Origin of the sequence: Kitasatospora sp. NPDC058162 (genome assembly GCF_042884005.1) — a bacterium.
Taxonomy (GTDB): domain Bacteria; phylum Actinomycetota; class Actinomycetes; order Streptomycetales; family Streptomycetaceae; genus Kitasatospora.
Genome location: NZ_JBHVUS010000001.1, coordinates 837464 through 854594 on the forward strand (window position 1 = coordinate 837464; position 17131 = coordinate 854594).

Annotated in this window: 17 protein-coding genes; 11 read left to right on the forward strand and 6 right to left on the reverse strand. The window is 72.8% G+C overall.

What is annotated here, in order from left to right; genetic code table 11:
- Positions 1–52 precede the first annotated feature (52 nt).
- Both ACFVXG_RS03295 and ACFVXG_RS03300 read left to right on the forward strand, forming a co-directional pair.
- Positions 53–1447, forward strand: coding sequence for an alpha/beta hydrolase (locus ACFVXG_RS03295; protein WP_387923778.1), 1395 nt, complete (start codon positions 53–55; stop codon positions 1445–1447).
- A gap of 116 nt (positions 1448–1563) precedes the next feature.
- Positions 1564–2562 (forward strand): YdcF family protein, encoded by a 999-nt coding sequence (locus tag ACFVXG_RS03300; protein WP_387923779.1) that lies wholly within the window; start codon positions 1564–1566, stop codon positions 2560–2562.
- A 54-nt stretch (positions 2563–2616) separates the two neighbouring features.
- On the opposite strand, the gene ACFVXG_RS03305 is transcribed toward ACFVXG_RS03300, so the two are convergent.
- The 3 genes from ACFVXG_RS03305 to ACFVXG_RS03315 all read right to left on the reverse strand — a co-directional run bounded on the left by ACFVXG_RS03305 (position 2617) and on the right by ACFVXG_RS03315 (position 5764).
- A complete protein-coding gene (locus ACFVXG_RS03305) occupies positions 2617–3183 on the reverse strand; it encodes a PaaI family thioesterase (protein ID WP_387923781.1) in 567 nt (188 codons plus the stop codon).
- A gap of 115 nt (positions 3184–3298) precedes the next feature.
- Positions 3299–4252, reverse strand: coding sequence for a mycothiol conjugate amidase Mca (gene mca, locus ACFVXG_RS03310; RefSeq protein ID WP_387923782.1), 954 nt, complete (start codon positions 4250–4252; stop codon positions 3299–3301).
- Positions 4253–4315: 63 nt separating this feature from the next.
- Positions 4316–5764, reverse strand: a complete 1449-nt coding sequence (locus ACFVXG_RS03315; protein ID WP_387923784.1) for an MDR family MFS transporter — start codon at positions 5762–5764, stop codon at positions 4316–4318.
- Between the two features lie 128 nt (positions 5765–5892).
- Between ACFVXG_RS03315 and ACFVXG_RS03320 the strand changes: the two genes are divergently transcribed.
- Positions 5893–6540: a TetR/AcrR family transcriptional regulator gene (locus tag ACFVXG_RS03320; RefSeq protein ID WP_387923786.1), complete on the forward strand. Its 648-nt coding sequence runs from the start codon at positions 5893–5895 to the stop codon at positions 6538–6540.
- A gap of 241 nt (positions 6541–6781) precedes the next feature.
- Here ACFVXG_RS03320 and ACFVXG_RS03325 read toward each other — a convergent pair whose 3' ends face one another.
- Both ACFVXG_RS03325 and ACFVXG_RS03330 read right to left on the reverse strand, forming a co-directional pair.
- On the reverse strand, positions 6782–7225 hold the full coding sequence (locus tag ACFVXG_RS03325; RefSeq protein ID WP_387923787.1) for a hypothetical protein: 444 nt from the start codon (positions 7223–7225) through the stop codon (positions 6782–6784).
- Between the two features lie 203 nt (positions 7226–7428).
- The gene (locus tag ACFVXG_RS03330) at positions 7429–8172 is read right to left on the reverse strand and encodes an SDR family oxidoreductase (protein WP_387923789.1); all 744 of its coding nucleotides are present in this window, start codon (positions 8170–8172) and stop codon (positions 7429–7431) included.
- Positions 8173–8310: 138 nt separating this feature from the next.
- On the opposite strand from ACFVXG_RS03330, the gene ACFVXG_RS03335 reads away from it, so the two are divergent.
- From ACFVXG_RS03335 to ACFVXG_RS03345, 3 genes are all read left to right on the forward strand, one after another.
- Positions 8311–9144 (forward strand): helix-turn-helix domain-containing protein, encoded by an 834-nt coding sequence (locus tag ACFVXG_RS03335; protein WP_387923791.1) that lies wholly within the window; start codon positions 8311–8313, stop codon positions 9142–9144.
- A 263-nt stretch (positions 9145–9407) separates the two neighbouring features.
- Positions 9408–9737 (forward strand): hypothetical protein, encoded by a 330-nt coding sequence (locus tag ACFVXG_RS03340; RefSeq protein WP_387923793.1) that lies wholly within the window; start codon positions 9408–9410, stop codon positions 9735–9737.
- 309 nt (positions 9738–10046) lie between these two features.
- Positions 10047–10724: a DUF4232 domain-containing protein gene (locus ACFVXG_RS03345; RefSeq protein ID WP_387923794.1), complete on the forward strand. Its 678-nt coding sequence runs from the start codon at positions 10047–10049 to the stop codon at positions 10722–10724.
- A 54-nt stretch (positions 10725–10778) separates the two neighbouring features.
- Here the strand turns inward: ACFVXG_RS03345 and ACFVXG_RS03350 are convergent, their stop codons facing one another.
- Entirely contained in the window at positions 10779–12023 is a 1245-nt protein-coding gene (locus ACFVXG_RS03350; protein WP_387923796.1) for an MFS transporter, read from the reverse strand.
- 57 nt (positions 12024–12080) lie between these two features.
- On the opposite strand from ACFVXG_RS03350, the gene ACFVXG_RS03355 reads away from it, so the two are divergent.
- The 5 genes from ACFVXG_RS03355 to ACFVXG_RS03375 all read left to right on the forward strand — a co-directional run bounded on the left by ACFVXG_RS03355 (position 12081) and on the right by ACFVXG_RS03375 (position 17016).
- Positions 12081–12668, forward strand: coding sequence for a CGNR zinc finger domain-containing protein (locus ACFVXG_RS03355; protein ID WP_387923798.1), 588 nt, complete (start codon positions 12081–12083; stop codon positions 12666–12668).
- A 138-nt stretch (positions 12669–12806) separates the two neighbouring features.
- Entirely contained in the window at positions 12807–14348 is a 1542-nt protein-coding gene (locus ACFVXG_RS03360; RefSeq protein WP_387923800.1) for a DUF2079 domain-containing protein, read from the forward strand.
- 153 nt (positions 14349–14501) lie between these two features.
- Positions 14502–14939 (forward strand): GntR family transcriptional regulator, encoded by a 438-nt coding sequence (locus tag ACFVXG_RS03365; protein WP_387923801.1) that lies wholly within the window; start codon positions 14502–14504, stop codon positions 14937–14939.
- An 86-nt stretch (positions 14940–15025) separates the two neighbouring features.
- Positions 15026–16009, forward strand: a complete 984-nt coding sequence (locus tag ACFVXG_RS03370; RefSeq protein ID WP_387923803.1) for an ABC transporter ATP-binding protein — start codon at positions 15026–15028, stop codon at positions 16007–16009.
- On the forward strand, positions 16006–17016 hold the full coding sequence (locus ACFVXG_RS03375; protein WP_387923805.1) for an ABC transporter permease: 1011 nt from the start codon (positions 16006–16008) through the stop codon (positions 17014–17016). The genes ACFVXG_RS03370 and ACFVXG_RS03375 overlap by 4 nt, the downstream gene beginning before the upstream one ends.
- The last annotated feature ends 115 nt before the right edge of the window (positions 17017–17131 follow it).

Below are 17131 nucleotides of genomic sequence, written 5' to 3' on the forward strand. Positions count from 1 at the left end.
GCTGGTCGCGTGACCGCGTCAGCACGGGCGCGGCGCGAGCGGAAGGACGAACATGACGAGCACACGCGGCCGTGTCACCGCTCTGCTGGGAGCCGTCGCGGTGATCGCCGGCACCACCCTGGCCACCCCAGGGGTCGGCTTCGCAGCCACGGCCGGACCGGACCGCTCCGGCGGGATCACCGGACAGGCGCCCTGCCCGGACGCACCCGAGTTCATCTGCGGGACCCTCACCGTCCCGCTCGACCACAGCGGCGCCACCCCCGGCACCCTCGACCTCGAGGTGGCCCTCACCGGCAACACCACGGCGCCCAGGGGCGACTTGCTGTTCCTCTCCGGCGGCCCGGGTCAGTCCAGCGTCTCCTCGATCCGACGGATGGCGGGCAAGCTGGAGCCCGTCCTCAAGGACTACCGCCTGGTGGTGTTCGACCAGCGCGGCACCGGCCGGGGCGCACTCCAGTGCCCCGGCCTCCAGGAGGACATGGGCTCCTCCGACCTCGCCGTGCCCCGCAAGCAGTCCATCGCCGACTGCGCCACTGCCCTCGGCCCGAACGCCCGCCACTACAGCACGGCGGACACCGTCGCCGACATCGACCTGCTGCGCCGCGCCCTCGGCGCCCGGCGCCTCACTCTGGACGGCGTCTCCTACGGCACCATCGTCGCCGAGCGCTACGCCCTCGCCCACCCCTCCCGGGTGGCGCGGCTGGTGCTCGACTCGGTGGCGCCCCAAAGCGGTTTCGACCCGCTCGACCTGGCCGCGATGCCCGCGAGCGCCCGGGTCCTGCGGGCCGCCTGCCGGGCCACCGGCTGCACCACCGACCCGGCCGCCGACCTCGCCGCCACCGTCCGGCGCTACGGCAACGGGGCGCAGATCCTCAGCGCGCTCACCGGCTACGAGTTCATCGACCCGGACTTCGGCGGCGTCCCGGAGATCCTGCACGAGGCCGCTGCCGGGCAGCCCGCGAAGCTCCAGGACTTCTTCGCCCTTGTCCACCAGGTCGTCGACGCCGCCCCGGCCGAGGACCTCAGCCAGGGGCTGCACTCCGCCACCGTGTGCGCCGACGCCCGCTTCCCCTGGGGCAGCACCGACACCCCGGTCGCGGGCCGCGCGGCCGCCCTGGAGCGCACCCGGCAGCGGCTCACCGCCGAACAGACCTGGCCGTTCGACCCGGCGACCGCGACCGGGCTCGGCAGCCTCCTGGTCTGCCTCGACTGGCCGCGCGAGCCCGTGCCGCCGGTGCCCTCGGCGCACCGCAAGCTGCCCGACGTCCCGGTGCTCCTGCTCGGCGGCGACCGGGACATCGCCACACCGTACGAACTGCTGTACCAGCAGGCCCAGTCGGCGCACCACCCGCAGATCGTGATCGTGCCCGGGGCGGCGCACTCGGTGCAGAACCGCGCGGCGAACCCGGCCGGACGGCAGGCGGTGTACGACTTCCTGCTGAAGTAGGCGGGAGCCGTCGGCGGATACCCCGGGCACCGTGGGGCCGGGACCCTGCGGTGCCTGCAGCGTCCGGGCTGTTCGTACGAATGATCTACACGTCGGCTCCCCCTACGATACGACCCATGCTCGCCTACGCCCCAGCCGCCCTGTTCTTCCTGCTGTTCGGAATCGGGGTGCTGCGCGACCGCCGCCAGTTCAGCAACGCCGTCCTGCTCGGCATCGCCGTCTCACTCCTCTCCCTCGCCCTGCTCGCCGAACTCCGCAAGGCACCCACGCTGGTGGCGGAGCTCGCGGCGGTGGCGATCATCCTGCTGCCCACCGTCGGAACGGTGGCCCTGGTCTGGTTCCTGCTCGCCAACGGCGTGACGATGATCCGCAAGGAGGGCACCCGCCCGGCCAACCTGCTGTCCCTACTGGCCGGGCTCGGCATCATCGCCGTCATCGCGCTGCTGGGCGCCGCCCTCGTCACCCACTCACCGCGGCTCGCCATCCTGGCGGGCACCGCCGTCCTGGTGGTCGGCTACATCTCCTTCCTCTTCGTCTGCTTCGTCGGCTACGCCTTCCTGTACGGCCGCCACCGGCCGCGCCGGGACGTGGACTTCGTGGTCGTCCTCGGCTCCGGGCTGATCGGCGGCGAGCGCGTCCCCCCGCTGCTGGCCAGCCGGCTCAACCGGGGTCGTGAGGTGTACGAGGCCCAGGCCGCACGCGGCAACCCGCCGGTGCTGATCACCTCGGGCGGCCAGGGCCCGGACGAGAACCTGCCGGAGTCCCACGCGATGGCCGACTACCTGGTCGAACGCGGCTTCCCGGCCGAGCACATCGAGCGGGAGGACCGCTCGCGCACCACCGAGGAGAACCTGCTCTTCAGCAGGGCCATCATGGAGCAGGCCAAGCCCGACTACCACTGCGTCGTGGTGACCAACAACTTCCACGCCTTCCGGGCGGCGTTGACTGCCCGCAAGACCGGCGTCAACGGGCACGTCTTCGGCTCGCCCACCGCCCGGTACTACTGGCCGAGCGCGACCATCCGCGAGTTCGCGGCGATCTTCCTCTCGCACAAGCTGATCAACTTCGGCATCTGCGGCCTCCTCGCGCTCTGCGGGGTGCTGGCGGCGCTCTGAGCGCCCACAGCTCCCGGCTCCCCCGGTTCCTCAAAGGTGTTCGGGTCGATACCGTCAGGCCGACGGCCGGGGCATCAGGATCGCGCAGGTGGTGGTGGCGTGGGCATAGAGCTTGCCGGACTCCGTACCGAGCACCTTGGCCTCCGCCGTCGCCATCGTCCGCCCCGAGTGCAGCACCACACCCTCGCAGCGCAGCAGTTCCGAGTCGGCGAACAGCGGGCGCAGCATGTGGATGTTCAGCTGGGTGGTGGTGTACCCGACCCCGGCGGGCAGCGTGCTCAGCACGGCGCAGCCGAGCGCCGAGTCGAGCAGAGTGGCCAGGTACCCGCCGTGCACGGTGTTCATCGGGTTGAGGAGGTGGTCCCCCAACTCCCCCTCGAACACCGCCGTCCCCCGCTTCGCCTCGGTCAGGTGGAACCCCATCGTGCTGCAGATCGAAGGCTCCGGGAGCCGCCCGGCGATCCACTCCGACAGGATCTCCTCACCGGTGAGGTGTGAGAACTCGGCGATCGGCGGACCGGGCGTCCAGGTGTGGGTCCGGGTGCGCTGTTCCTGGACGGCCGGGCGCTGCTGCTCGGCTGGGGCTGGGGCGGGCGCTGCGGCGGGCTGAGTATTCGTCATGAGATCAACCTGCCCTCTCCGAAGGCCCGACTCAAGCCCTCCCCCGCCCACACCCACACCCTTCCCCGACCCGGGGCCATGGGCCGCCCCGCCCGGCTTCTTCCTCATTCCCCACTCATCGCGCCTCCTCCCCGGCTCCCCGGCCCACCCGTAGCCCCGCGAACAGGTCGGTCTCGACAGCACCTGCCTCACCGGCGCCGGCCGCCCTGCCAGAGCCGTCGGGACCGTTGGGCCCGTCGGACCCTGCGACGAAGCTGCGCGCCAGGTAGTAGTCCTCGGTCGGCCAGACCTCGCGTTCGATGTCCCGCGGGTGGGCCATGAACGCGACGCCGGGCTGGACCTGGGTGGCGTGCGCCAGCATCGCCGCGTCCCGGACGGCGAACTGCTCGGCACAGGCGATCCGGGTGGTGGTCGCCAGGGCGGGTGGGGTGTCGGGCCACCCGGCGAGCAACTCGCCCATCGCCGAGTCGATCCCGCGCTCCGTCATGGCGTCGTGCAGCGCCTGGAACCAAGGCCGGGAGAGCGCCAGGTGGTAGTAGAGCTTCGCCGTCTGCCAGGGTTCGCCGGCGTCCGGGTAGCGCGCCGGGTCCGCTGCGGCCTCGAAGGCCTCCACGGCGACCTTGTGGGTCATCACATGGTCCGGGTGCGGGTACCCGCCGGTCTCGTCGTAGGTGATCAGGACGTGTGGACGGAACTCCCGGATCAGCTCGACCAGCGGCGCCGCCGCGGCCTCCACCGGCTGGGCGGCGAAGCAGTCGTCGGGCAGCGGTTCGTCCGGGCCCGGCATCCCGGAGTCGACGAAACCGAGGAACTGCTGGCGCACGCCGAGGATTTCACGCGCGGCCGCCATCTCCTCACGCCGGATCCGGGTGAGGTCGGCGCGGACCTCCGGGCGGTCCAGCGCCGGGTTGAGCACCGAACCGCGCTCTCCGCCGGTACAGGTCGCGACCAGGACGTCCACGCCCTCCAGTGCGTACCGGGCAAGGGTGGCCGCCCCCTTGCTGGATTCGTCATCGGGGTGGGCGTGCACGGTGAGCAGACGTAGGCCGCCTGGGTGCTTGGTGAACACAGATGCCTCCAAGGTCATGAGTTCGGAAGGGGAACTGCAGAATGATCTCTGGTTAGGGCCTGGTCAGGCCGACTTGCGAGCGGTGCCCGGGTAGAGCAGGGCCGGCGCGATGGAGAGTGCCGACAGGGCCAGCACCCACCAGAAGGTCGTACCGAAGGCCGCCCCGGCACTGCCCGGGTGCCCCGTCTGCGCCTGCTGGAGCACCAGGGTCAGCACCGCCGTGCCGAGCGCCCCGCCGAGCCGGTTGAGCACGTTCACCGCTCCGGCGGCTGCAGGCACCTGGGCCTTGTCGACGCTGCTGTACACCGCCGCCATGCCGGGGATCACGACGATCCCCATGCCCACTCCGCGCAGCGCCAGCGAGCCGACGACCAGCCAGTCCGCCGGGCCGGCCCCACGGCCCAGCTGGGTGAAGGCGAGGGTGCCGAGCAGCGAGCAGCCGATGCCGATCAGGATCAGCGGGCGCGGCGCGAACCGGTCGGCTATTCGGCCGGAGATCAGCGAGGTGACCGCCGTGCCGAGCGCCTGCGGCGCGAGCAGCAGCCCGGCCGCCACCGCTCCGGTGTGCTCCACCTGCTGGTAGTAGAGCGGCACCAGGAACATCGAGCTGTACAGCACGGCGCCCTGCAGGAAGCTGTTCGCCGTCGCCACCGCGAAGCCCCGCCGGGCGAACAGCCGCAGGTCGATCAGCGGCGCCCGACCCTCGCGACGCCCGACCCGCAGCGCGTGCCACCCGTAGGCCACCAGCAGCACCGCCCCCGCCGCGACCGCCACCGGACCGGCCGCACCGCCCGCACCGATCGTGGCGAGGCCGTAGACCAGAGCCGTCAGCCCCGGCGACAGCAGCGCCAGACCCGTCACGTCCAGCCGGGGCGCCGGGAGTCCGGACCGGTCCGCGGCGGGGAGCCACCGGGCTGCCAGCAGCACCGTCAACAGCCCCACCGGCACGTTCAGCAGGAACATCCAGCGCCAGTCCAGGTGCTCCAGCACCAGCCCGCCGAGGATCGGCCCCAGGACCGGGGCCAGGCTGATCGGGAGCAGCAGGGTGCCCATCACCCGACCGATCCGGGACGGCCCGGCCGCCTGCACCATGATCGCCTGCCCCAGCGGCTGGATCATCCCGCCGCCGATGCCCTGCACCACCCGGAAGGCGATCAGGCTGCCCGTCGACCAGGCCAGGCCGCACAGCGCGGATCCGAGCACGAACAGCACCACCGAGGCCAGCCAGGCCCGCCGGGCCCCGAACCGGCCGACCGCCCAGCCCGAGAGCGGCATGGTCAGGGATATCGCCAGCAAGTACCCCGTCGCCACCCACTGCACCGCCGCCATCGAGCTGTGCAGGTCACGCGTGACGGCGTCGATGCCGACATTGACGATCGTGGTGTCCAGCAGGGCCAGGATCGGGCCCAGCGCGAGCACCACGCCCATCTTCATCAGGCCCGGCGGCAACGGCTCCGGCCGCATCGCCCCGGCCGCCCCCGGCCCGCCCTTCTTCGTGACCGAGATGGTCATGTGCCCTCCCCTGGCTCGCTCCTCCGGCAGCCGCTCCGACTGCCTGGGAAGAACTTAGGACGGACCCACTGATTAGGTCAAGCCTAATTACTGTGACCGACCCAGCGAACTGCGCTAGGCTCGCTGCCATGACCGACACCGGGACCGCTCCGAACCTCCGCGAGCTCAACAAGCGCCGCACCCGTGAGGCGATCTCGCACGCCGCGACCAGGCTCTTCATCGAGCGCGGCTTCGACCGGACGACCATCGCCGAGGTCGCGACCGCCGCCGGGGTCGCCAAGATGACCGTCACCAACCACTTCCCGCGCAAGGAGGACCTCTTCTTCGACCTGCACGAGGAACTCGCCGACCGGCTCGCCCGCGCCGTCGTCCAGCGCGCCCCCGGCGAGTCCGCCCTCGCCGCGCTCCGCCGCGAATGCCTGGCCGGGCTCGACCGCCACGACCCCCGACTCGGCTTCTCCGGCCCGGACTTCGCCCGGACCATCGCCGAGAGCCCCGCCCTCGGTGCCCGGCTCCGGGAGCTGAACGACCAGGGCGAGGCCGCACTCGCCGAGGCCCTCGCCGAAGCCGTGCACGCGATACCCGTCGACTTCGAGAGCAGGGTCGCCGCCGCCCTGCTCGCCGCCGTCGACCGGGCCGTGCTCGCCGAGATCTTCCGCCGCACCCTGGCGGGCGAGGACCACCCCACCATCGCCGCCGCCGTACACCCCTCGGCCGTCCGGGCCTTCGACCGACTGGAGGGCGCACTCGGCTCCTACGCCGTCCGCGAGGACTGACACGCGCCCCCCGGGACCAGCGGAGGCGATCGGGATGCGCAGCCGGCCCGACCGCCACGGCCACCGCCACCGCCACCGCCACCGCCGAGGCACGGTGCCGTCACCGGGAACGCCGGCGGCCCGCCGCGTGCAAGGAGGTTGCACGCGGCGGGCCGCCGGGAGACGCACGGTACGGGCGGGCTGCCCCCGCCCCCGCGCCACGGATCAAGCGTCGGCGCTTACCCGCTCAGTGGAGCGCGGGTCAGCGCACGGTCACGGTGAACACCGGCGAGGCGGTGTTCCCGCTGATGATCCGCAGCTCGTTCAGGCCCTTGATGCCGAGCTTGACGCCGAGCGAGTAGGAGCCGTTGCGGGTGGTCTGCACGGAAGCCGGCAGGGTGACCCACTTGCCGTGCTGCTTCTGCTGGAGGGTCACCGTGCTGCCGGCCTTGAGGCCGCTGGTGGCGCCGGTGACCCGGAACAGCTGCCAGGCGTTGACCGAGGCGACCGACGGCTTGGCGGTGATGGAGGCGGACGCGACCGCAGGCGCAGGCGCGGGCGCGGGCGCGGAGGCGGCGACCGGGGTCGCGGCGACGGCCGGGGCGGCCGGGGTGGCGGCCATGGCGGTGCCCGCCGCTCCGAGGAGCAGCGTGCCGAGGGTGGCGACGGCGGCCAGGCGCATGGAGTTCCGCTTGGAGACGATCACGGGTGCACCCCTTTCAGGGGAGGTGGTCGTTCGGTCCGAAGGCACGGTCGGTGCGATTCGGATGCTGTCATCTGAAGGACGTCCTACTCGGCGCCACCGGTTGTGTGCGGAACGTCACTGTCCTGTAACAGTCGCCATGAGCACGCGAACCCCCATGTGCCAGCGCTGGCAAGGCCGTTCGGACCTGACGGTGCGCCGGCCCCTCACCCCTGGGCCGTGGGCCGGACGACGAGTTCGTTGACGTCCACCTCGGCCGGCTGGTCGATCGCGTAACGGATCGCCTCGGCGATCGCGGCGGCGGGGATCGCGATGCCCATCTGTCCCTCCACCGCCTCCCGGACGGCGCTGTCGCCGATGGACCCGGTCAGCTCGCTGCGGGTCAGGCCCGGGCTGATCACGGTCACCCGCAGTTCCCGGCTCTCCTGGCGCAGCCCCTCCGACAGGGCCCGGACGGCGTGCTTGGTGGCGCTGTAGACGGCCGCGGTCGGATCGACCCGAAGACCGGACACCGAGGCGATGTTCACGATGTGTCCGCCGCGTTGGGCGCGCATGATCGGCAGAACGGCCGCAATGCCGTGCAGGACCCCGCGCAGGTTCACGTCGATCATGCGGTTCCACTCGTCGATCCGCAGCGCGTCCAGCCGCGACAGCGGCATCACGCCGGCGTTGTTGACCAGGACGTCGACCCGCCCGTAACGGTCGTGGGCAGCCTCGACGAAGGACTGCACGCTTGCCGGGTCGGTCACGTCCAGCAGGTGCGGGAGGGCGCTGCCCGCCCCGGCCTCGATGGACTCGGCGAGGGCGGCGAGCTGTTCGGTGCGCCGCGCCCCGAGGACGACGTGATGGCCGTCGGCGGCGAGCAGTCGGGCGGCGGCCTCGCCGATGCCGCTGCTGGCACCGGTGATCAGGACCACCTTCGAATCGGACGCGGTGGACGGGCAGAGCATGGCGATGATCCCTTCGGGACGGCGCGGACCGGAGGTGCGCCGGCCCGTGCCACCAGCATGTTTCCGATCGTGCGCAGGCGGCAGGACGGGTCTTCCTGGGTGCGCCGCTCCCAGGAACCGGCGACGTACGATCAAGGGATGAGCCGCTACGAACTGGGCGAATTCCTCCTGGCGCGCCGCTCCCGGCTCAGCCCGGCCGACGTGGGGCTGCCGACCTCCCGGGGCCGCCGGGTGAGCGGACTGCGGCGCGAGGAGGTCGCCGTCCTGGCGGGAGTCAGCGCCGACTACTACACCCGGCTGGAGCAGGGCCGCGAGCGGCATCCCTCCGGCCAGGTCGTGGACGCCCTCGCGCGGGCCCTGAACCTCGGATCCGACGCCTGCTGGCACGCCTACCGCCTCGCCGGGCTGGTGCCGAGCGCCCCCGCCCAGACCCCGGGCGAGGAGTTGGTCGCACCTGAACTGCTGCGCCTGATGGACGCGTTCCCGTCGGCGGTGGCGTACGTGGTCAACCGGCGACTGGACGTCCTCGCCTCGAACGCACTCGCCGACGCCCTGCTCTCCCCGCTCGCGGACCGGCGCGGCATGGTCCGCTCCCTGTTCTGCGACCCGGCGGCCCGGGACCTGTTCGCCGACTGGCCCGCCGTGGCCCGCGACACCGTCGCCGCGCTGCGACTGGCCCACGGCCACGACCGGCAGGACCCTCGCACCGCCACCCTGGTCGACGGCCTGCGCGCGGACAGCGAGGACTTCGCGGCACTGTGGAGCCGCCAGGACGTCGGCCGGCTCGGGAGCCGGAGCAAGACCTTCCGCCATCCACGAGTCGGGCAGCTGACCCTCGGCTACCAGACCTTCGACGTCCAGGCCGCGCCCGGTCAGCACCTCCTGGTCGGCACGGCCGAGCCGGGCAGCCCCGACGCCCGACGCCTGAACCGGCTCGCCCAACACGCCGGGCCCGCCCAGCCGCCCGCCTGAGCAGCCGCAACGCCTGACGGCGCGTGCCACCCGGGGACCGGCCGTTCCCGTCGACGCCCCCGCCGCAGCGGCGGACGCGATCGCGGGCGCCCTGATATTCGGCCGCGCCGAGCTCGACCTCCTCCGCAAGCGTGTCCTGCTGACGACCTGGAGATCACCACGGCGGCTTCCCGGAACTCTCGCCGTGCGGCTCCGCGTAGCCAGCCATGACTCGGCGCGAACTGTCGGCGGCGTGCTCTACCGTTCCGACCACGACAGCTGCTGTGGCCTGGACCGACGACGAGATCGTAGCCAGGATCCGAGAGTTCGCGGACCGCAACGAGTTGCCCGCACCCGTCGAGGCCGCGGACGAGTTCGAAGTCACGGTCGGGTGCCCGATGCCGCCGCTGCCGCGAAGGATCTACTGCGAAGTCGCCAACGGTGGATTCGGAGTTGGCTCCGGAATCGTCTCTCTCACCGACACGGGCAAGTGGTACAGCGACGAGAGATCCCTTCTCTTGCTCTACCGGGAGGTGTCGTCACCACACCCCGACTACGAGGTGGACCGCCCGCCGCACGTCCTGCCACTTGTGACCCTTGGGTGCGGCATCTGATGGTGCATCGACCTGAGCACAGCACACGGCGACATGTGGGGTCTCGATGGGAACAGCCGCTGCACGCGCCACCTGTTCTTCCCGGGGAATTCGCCTTGGCCGATTGGCAGATCGACTGAAGGCGCTCGCCGTCAGGCCGGACCCGGCGGCGAGGAGGGCGATGCATCCGTGCTCGGGGACCACGGTGGGACATCCCCATGTCGCTCCGGCGCAACCGGTCGGTCATTCCCGGTGTCTTCAGCCCTGACGATGCGCAGCCGGGGCCGGCAGGGGCGGCCCGTCGGCTGTCCTGACGATCCGGGGGGATCCATGCGCTCGCGCTTCCTGTTGACGGTTTCCGTGTCCGCGGTGCTGGCCGGATTCGGCCTGACGGCCTGCGGTTCCGACGACTCGGCCGACCCGCCGAAGGCCGCCGGGTCGGCGACGGTGTCCGCCGCGCCGACTACGGGCCGGTCCACCACGCCGACCTCCGACCCGTCCGCTTCCTCGATCTCCTCGACCTCCTCGCCCTCCGGGGCGCCGTCCGACCCAGCCGGCTCGAGCAGCGCCAAGTGCCGTGCCACGGAGCTGAAGTGGACCATCACCCGGCTCGGCTCCGGAGGCGGGGACGGCACGGCCGACGCGCCGAACGCCGAGCTCGTCGCCGTCAACTCCGGCTCCCGGGGCTGCACCCTGGCCGGCTATCCGAAGCTGGAGTTCCACCAGGGCAAGGGCCCGCAGGCCACTGGCGTCGGGAAGGGCAGCCCCGCCGCGGTGACGCTGGGCCCGGGCAAGGGGGCGGTGATCGCGCTGCGCTACTCGGAGATGAACGGCAAGGGGCCGGACAGCGGTAACTGCAACCCCCTGGTCACCGCCGGTGCCGCCGAGGTGACCGCACCGGGCGGGGGCGCTGCCGTACGGGTTCCGGTGGTGGACCAAGGCGGCAAGCCGGCGGAGGTCACCGTCTGCGGCCAGGAAGTCCGGATGAGCCCGCCACTCGCCCGCTGAGACCCGCTGAGAGCCGTCGAGATTCGGGACCGCACCCCCCGGGCGGGGGCGCGGTCACCGGCGCTGGGGCGGGAGGAGGAGGCAGGCGGCAGCAGCCAGGGCTGCAGCGACGGTGACGGTGAGCCAGACGCCGGGGCCGCCCTGCAGGGACTGGAGCAGACGGGTGCCCAGAACGGCACCGAGGGGGGAGCCGATGGCGCCGGCCAGGCCGAGGAGGCCGAGGGCGCGGCCCGTGCGGTGGTGGGGGGCGGTGGTGACGGCCAGCTCGTCCAGGCTCGGTCCGATGAGCATCTCGGCGAGGGTGGCCGGCACCGTGAAGAGCAGCAGGGACAGCCAGCCGGCCTGCGGCAGCAGGGCGAGGTAGGCCAGGGCGAAGGCCGTGAAGCCGGTGACGAGGAAGGTGCGGGGCGGCAGATGCCCGAGGAAGCGGCGCAGCAGGGTGTACTGGCACAGCAGCACGAGGGCGCCGTTGAGGGTGAAGACCACGGAGATGGCCGCGGTGCTGCCGGTGAGGGTCTTTGCGGTGAGCGGGATGACCGAGTTGAGCTGGCTGTAGATCGCCCAGTAGGCGATCGCGGCGGCGAACAGGACGGCGGGTCCGCGGCGGGCGGGGCTCGGGGTGCGGATCGGGGCGGGGACCGACGTAGGCGCGGGGGTCGAGGGCTGGGGCGCGCCCGGTTCGCCCTTGCTGCCGTCCTTGGTGAGGAAGGTCAGGTGGAAGCCGAGGAGGAGGTGGGAGAGGACGGCCGCGCCGAGGATGGTGTCGAAGCCGAGCGGGTAGGCGATGGCGCCGAGGGCCGGGCCGAGGACCACGCCGACGTTGCCGAAGGTGGAGCGCAGGGCGAGCATGCCGCGGGTGTCGTCGTGCGCTGCGGCCTCGGTGACCAGCCGGGCCTTGACGGACAGCACCAACAGGGAGCCGCCGATGCCGACGGCCGCGATACCGGGCACCAGGGCCGGTCCCCCGACGGCGATCAGCAGGTAGCCGGCGATGCGGCAGGCGAAGCCGGCGGTGGTGGTGTGGCGGGCGCCGACACGGTCGACGAGGAGGCCGGATATCACCGAGAAGCCCTGTCCGCACAGCGAGAGCAGCCCGATCAGCAGGCCGACGCGGCCCACCGGGGTGCCCGCAGCGCTCAGGTGCAGGGCGAGCAGGGGCAGGAACATGAAGGTGGTGACGCCGGTGGCCAGGACGGTGGCGAGCAGGGCCCGCCCGGTGGTGGAGGTGCGGGACCAGGTGGATGGGCGCGGGCCGGTCTCGGACGAGGCGGCGGGGGCGGTGGCGGTGGCGGCGATCACGGAACTCCGTTACTGTCGTTTCCGGTTTTGACGGTGACGACTATGACGAAAGGATGCGTGACTGGTCAAGTGGACTTCGACAGTCACAACACCGCGATGGTGCAGGGCGCGGCGGACCTGGTGAACCTCGCGACCCCGGGCCTGTCCCGAACCCGCCCCTACCAGCCCCCGCCCGGGGCCGAGCTGGCCGAACGGACCAATGCCGCCCTGCGCGCGGCGGACCGCCACGCCACCGCACTCGACGACGCCCAGGCGACCCGCCTGGCAGCCCTCGCGCCCGGACTGCGGGCCGTCTTCGAGCACCTCGCGGCCGAGGAGCAGGACCGTGCGGTCGAGGCCGCCAACGCATTGCTGGCGGACCTGCGCCCGTTCCCGGTACTGGAACGCCACCGCGACGAGCCCTGGCACCTCTACTTCCGCAGCACCCGCGGCGATGAGGCCTCCGACTGGGCCGCCCGCCTCGCCCTGGGCCTCGCCACCGCCCTGGGCAGCCGGTTCGCCGCCCGTCTGGGCCTCTGCTCCGCGCCGGCCTGCGACCGGGTCTACGTCGACGTCTCCCGCAACGGCACCCGCCGCTTCTGTTCCACGGCCTGCCAGAACCGCGTCAAGTCCGCCGCCCACCGGGCCCGCGCTCAGGGCGACTGACCAGCCCGGCAAGGCTGTTCAGCAGAGCCGCGCCACGGCATGGCGACGGCCCGGTCGGCGGCGCCGGACCGGGAGTTGACGTCCGTTCGGACTTCCACCACCCTTCCACTATTCGAATAGTGAAAGGGTACTTTGCCGATGCCCGTGGCCCTCACCCCGGTCAACCCACTCGACCCAACCACCCCGACCGCCCCGCTCAAGCCTCCCCACCGCCTCCCGATCCCCGCCCGCCTCCTGCGAGCCGTCCCCCTGCCCCGGCGCCCCGCCGTACTGGCCTGGGGCCTGGCCGCCGGCTTCGCCGCGCTCTACACCTGCGTCGCCGTCAACCGCCACCGGCGCGGCCTCACCAAGGCCTTCGACCTGGGGATCTTCGAGCAGGCCGTCCGGGCGTACGCCCACGGCCGGGCGCCGATCGTGCCGCTCAAGGCGCCCGGCTACGACCTCCTCGGCGACCACTTCCACCCGCTGCTCGCCGTTCTCGCCCCCGCCTACCGGGCGTTCCCGAGCCCGCTCACCCTGGTGGTCGCCCAGGCGCTGCTGATGGCGCTGGCCGTCGTCCCGCTCACCCGCTGGGCACACGAGGTGGCCGGGCCGCGGGTGGCACTGCTCGTCGGCTGCGCCACCGGGGCCTCCTGGGGGATCGTCCGGGCCGCCGCCGACGACTTCCACGAGATCGCGTTCGCCGTCCCGCTGCTCGCCTTCGCCGCCACCGCGCTCGGCCGGCGCCGACCGCTCGCCGCCGCGCTCTGGTCGCTGCCACTGATGCTGGTCAAGGAGGACCTGGGGTTGACGGTGGGCGCCGTCGGCCTGCTGATCGCCTTGCAGGCCCACCAGGACCGGCGCACCCCCCTGCCCGGACTCGCCCTCGCCGTCACCGGAGTCCTCGCGACCGCGCTCACCCTGCTCGTCGTCCTGCCCGCGTTCAACCCCAACGGGGGCTTCGACTACTGGCAGCAGCTGGACGGCGGCGGCGGGCACTCCCCGGTCTGGACCCTCCCCCTGCGCCTCGGCTGGCCGCCGCTCAAGTGGCTGCTGCTGTTCCTGCTCGCCGCCACCACCGGCTTCCTGGGCCTGCGCTCACCGCTCGCCCTGCTCTGCGTACCCACCCTGGCCTGGCGACTGCTCTCGACCAACCCGCACCACTGGGGCGTCAGTTACCACTACAGCGCGGTGCTGATGCCGATCGCGTTCGCCGCCCTGGTCGACGCCGTCCGCCGCGCCCGCGCCACCGAAGCCACCGAAGCCACCGCCGCCCAAAGCCCCGCCGAACCCGCCACCCCCCGCCGGATCCGCCGCGCCCTCGCCGTAACGGCCCTGGTGACGGTCGTGACGCTGCCGCTCTATCCGCTGCACGAGGTGGTGATGCCCGAGGCGTGGCGCACCTCGCCCCGGCTCACCGAGACCCGGGCGATGCTCCGCCTGATACCCGACGACGCCACGGTCGCCGCCTCCAACCGGCTGGCCGCCCAGCTCACCAGCCGGGCAGAGGTCACCCTGGTCTGCCAGGAGCCGGGCGGCAACGACCCCGGCCCGGAGTGGGTGGCCGTCGACCTGCGGGATCCGAGCGTGCAGTCCCCGTGCGCCACGGCCGCCACCGCCCGGATGCTGACGGTCTACCAGGAGCACGGCTACCACCGGCTGATCGACCGGGACGGCCTGCTGCTCCTCAAGCGCCCGTGACGCGAGCCCCCTGACGTCACGCCCCGCCCGCCACACCCCGACCGCCACATCCCGACCGCCACATCCCCGACCACACGCCCCCGGCCCGGCTTGACCCGAGCGCCGCATTGGGCCACCATTCCACTATTGAACTAGTGAAAGGCCGCAACGGGCGTGATCGAATACCGCATCGATCGGCGCAGTGGCGTCTCCACGTACCAGCAGATCGTGCAGCAGACCAAGCAGGCGCTGCGGCTCGGGATGCTGGAGCCCGGGGACAAGCTGCCGACCGCCCGCGAGGTGGTCGAACTGACCGCCATCAACCCCAACACCGTGCTCAAGGCCTACCGCGAACTCGAGCGCGAGGGACTGGTCGAGCCCCGCCCGGGGCTCGGCACCTTCGTCCGGCGTTCGCTCGCCAGGCCGGAGGCGGCGGCCGACGGACCGCTGCGCGCGGACCTGGTCGGCTGGGTGGACCGGGCCCGGGAGGCCGGGCTGGAACGCGAGGACATCGCCGCGCTGATGGCCTCCGCCTTGGAGCAACGCTTCGACGCCGGGGTTCCGCCGGCATCACCGAACCCGGCATCACCGAACCCCGCATCACCGAACTGACTGAAGTACGCCGGGACCGGCCGCACCGAACCGAGGGGCGCCGGCATGCCCCGGCAGCACCGAACCGAGAACAGTGGGGGGACCGGGTGAACGACCCGACAACCGTGGCTCCGGCGCTGGAGGCCTTCGGGCTGGGCAGGCGGTACCGGGGCGAATGGGCCCTGCGTGCCTGCGACTTCACCGTCCCGACCGGGCGGATCTGCGGCGTGGTGGGCCCCAACGGCGCGGGCAAGAGCACTCTGCTCTCCCTCGCCGCCCGCCAACTCGACCCCTCCGAGGGTGAGTTGCGGGTGTTCGGCGAACCGGCCGGCACTCCGGAGCAGCGCGCCCGGGTCGCCTACGTGGCGCAGGACAAACCGCTCTACCCGGGCCTCACCGTCGCCGAGACGCTGCGGATGGGCCGCGAGCTCAATCCGGCCTGGGACCAGGACGTCGCCGAACAGATCGTCGACCAGGGCGAGTTGCGGCTCCGGGCCCGGATCTCGTCGCTCTCCGGCGGCCAGCGCACCCGGGTCTCCCTGGCGCTCGCCCTCGGCAAGCTCCCCGACCTGCTGCTGCTCGACGAGCCGATGGCCGACCTCGACCCGCTCGCCCGGCACCAGCTCATGGGCACCCTGATGTCCACTGCCGCCGAACGCGGCACGACCATCGTGGTGTCCTCGCACATCCTCCCGGAGCTGGACGGCGTCATCGACCATCTGCTGCTCGTCCAGCGCGGACGGATCCGGCTGTCCGGCGACCTGGACGAGATCCTGGACGGGCACCAGCTGCTCACCGGCCCGGCCGAGGGCACCGAACTCCCGCCCGAGCTGGTGGTCGAGCAGCGGATCGGCGGGCGCCGGGCGACCGCGCTGGTGCGCACCGGCGAACCGCTGGACGGCCCCTGGGAGAGCGAACGGCCCAGCCTGGACGAGCTGTTGCTCGGCTACCTCCGCGCCCCGGCCGAGTCGACCCCGACCCTGTCGACCCCGACCCAGTCGCCCCCCGGCACCCCGCCCGCCCCGCCCGCCCCCGGCACCGCCCCGGTCGCCCCCGGCACCACCCCGGCGAACGACGAGAAGGCAGCATGAGCACGGACGTCCTGACCGACCCCGCGAAGCCCGCTCCCGCCCCCGGTTCCACCACCCCGGACCGCTCCGGAACCCCCCGGCTGCGCGGCCTGCTCTGGCTGACGGTCCGTCAAAGCAGGCCAATGCTCTGGATCCTGGGCGCCCTGCTGCTCCTGCTCGCGGCCGACCTGCTCTGGATCCACGTCGTCTGCCGCCACACCGTGGGCATACTGCGCCGGACCGGCTGCTACAGCCCCGAGAGCTGGGACAGCGCCCACTGCTGGGCCCTCCTCTCCCCGATCGACCGGCCGAACTTCTGGTTCGTCTCCGTGCTCCAGCCCGTGGTCACCGCCGTCCCGCTGCTGATCGGCGTGTTCGTCGGCGCACCACTGCTGGCCCAGGAGCACGAGCGCGGCACGATCCGGCTGATCCGCGCCCAGTCCGTCAGCCCCGTGCGCTGGCTGGCCGCCCGCCTCGCGGTGCCCGGCCTCGCCGTCCTGGCCGCCACCGGTGTCCTCGCCGCGCTGATGACCTGGGTGTGGTGGACGGACATCGTGCACGGGCCGGTCGCCTTCGACCCGCCGTTCCAGTTCTTCACCTACCCGGCCCTCGGGGTGGCGCCGGTCGCCTGGTCCCTGTTCGCCCTGGCCCTGGGCGTCCTGGTCGGCCAGTTGGTGCGCCGGACCCTGCCCGCGATGTTCCTCACCGGTGCGCTGGTCGCGATCGTCCACGGCCTGGTCCGCTGGGCGCGACCGTCCTTCTACCCGACGGTCGACGTGGTGGCGCCGCTCAGGGCCATGCAGCCGACCAACGCGTGGCTGGTCGACACGAAGACCGTCATGCCCGACGGCAGCCGGGTCAGTTCCGTCGCGTGCATCGAGACGCACCGGTGCGACGGGGCCACCGGCACCTGGCTGAGCTACCACCCCTCCGACCACCTCATCCCGGTCCAACTCGTCGAGGCCGGCGTCCTGTTGGTGCTCACCGTCCTCGCCCTCACGGCCGCCTTCCGGCTCGTCCGCCGGTAGCGCCGTCGGCGGGCCCCGACAACGCGCCGGGGCCCGCCGACGGGTCCGCGCGACGGGACGCCGACCCCCTCCCCACGCGCACCGCACTTGACGAAAGGTTGACCTGTTCACGGCA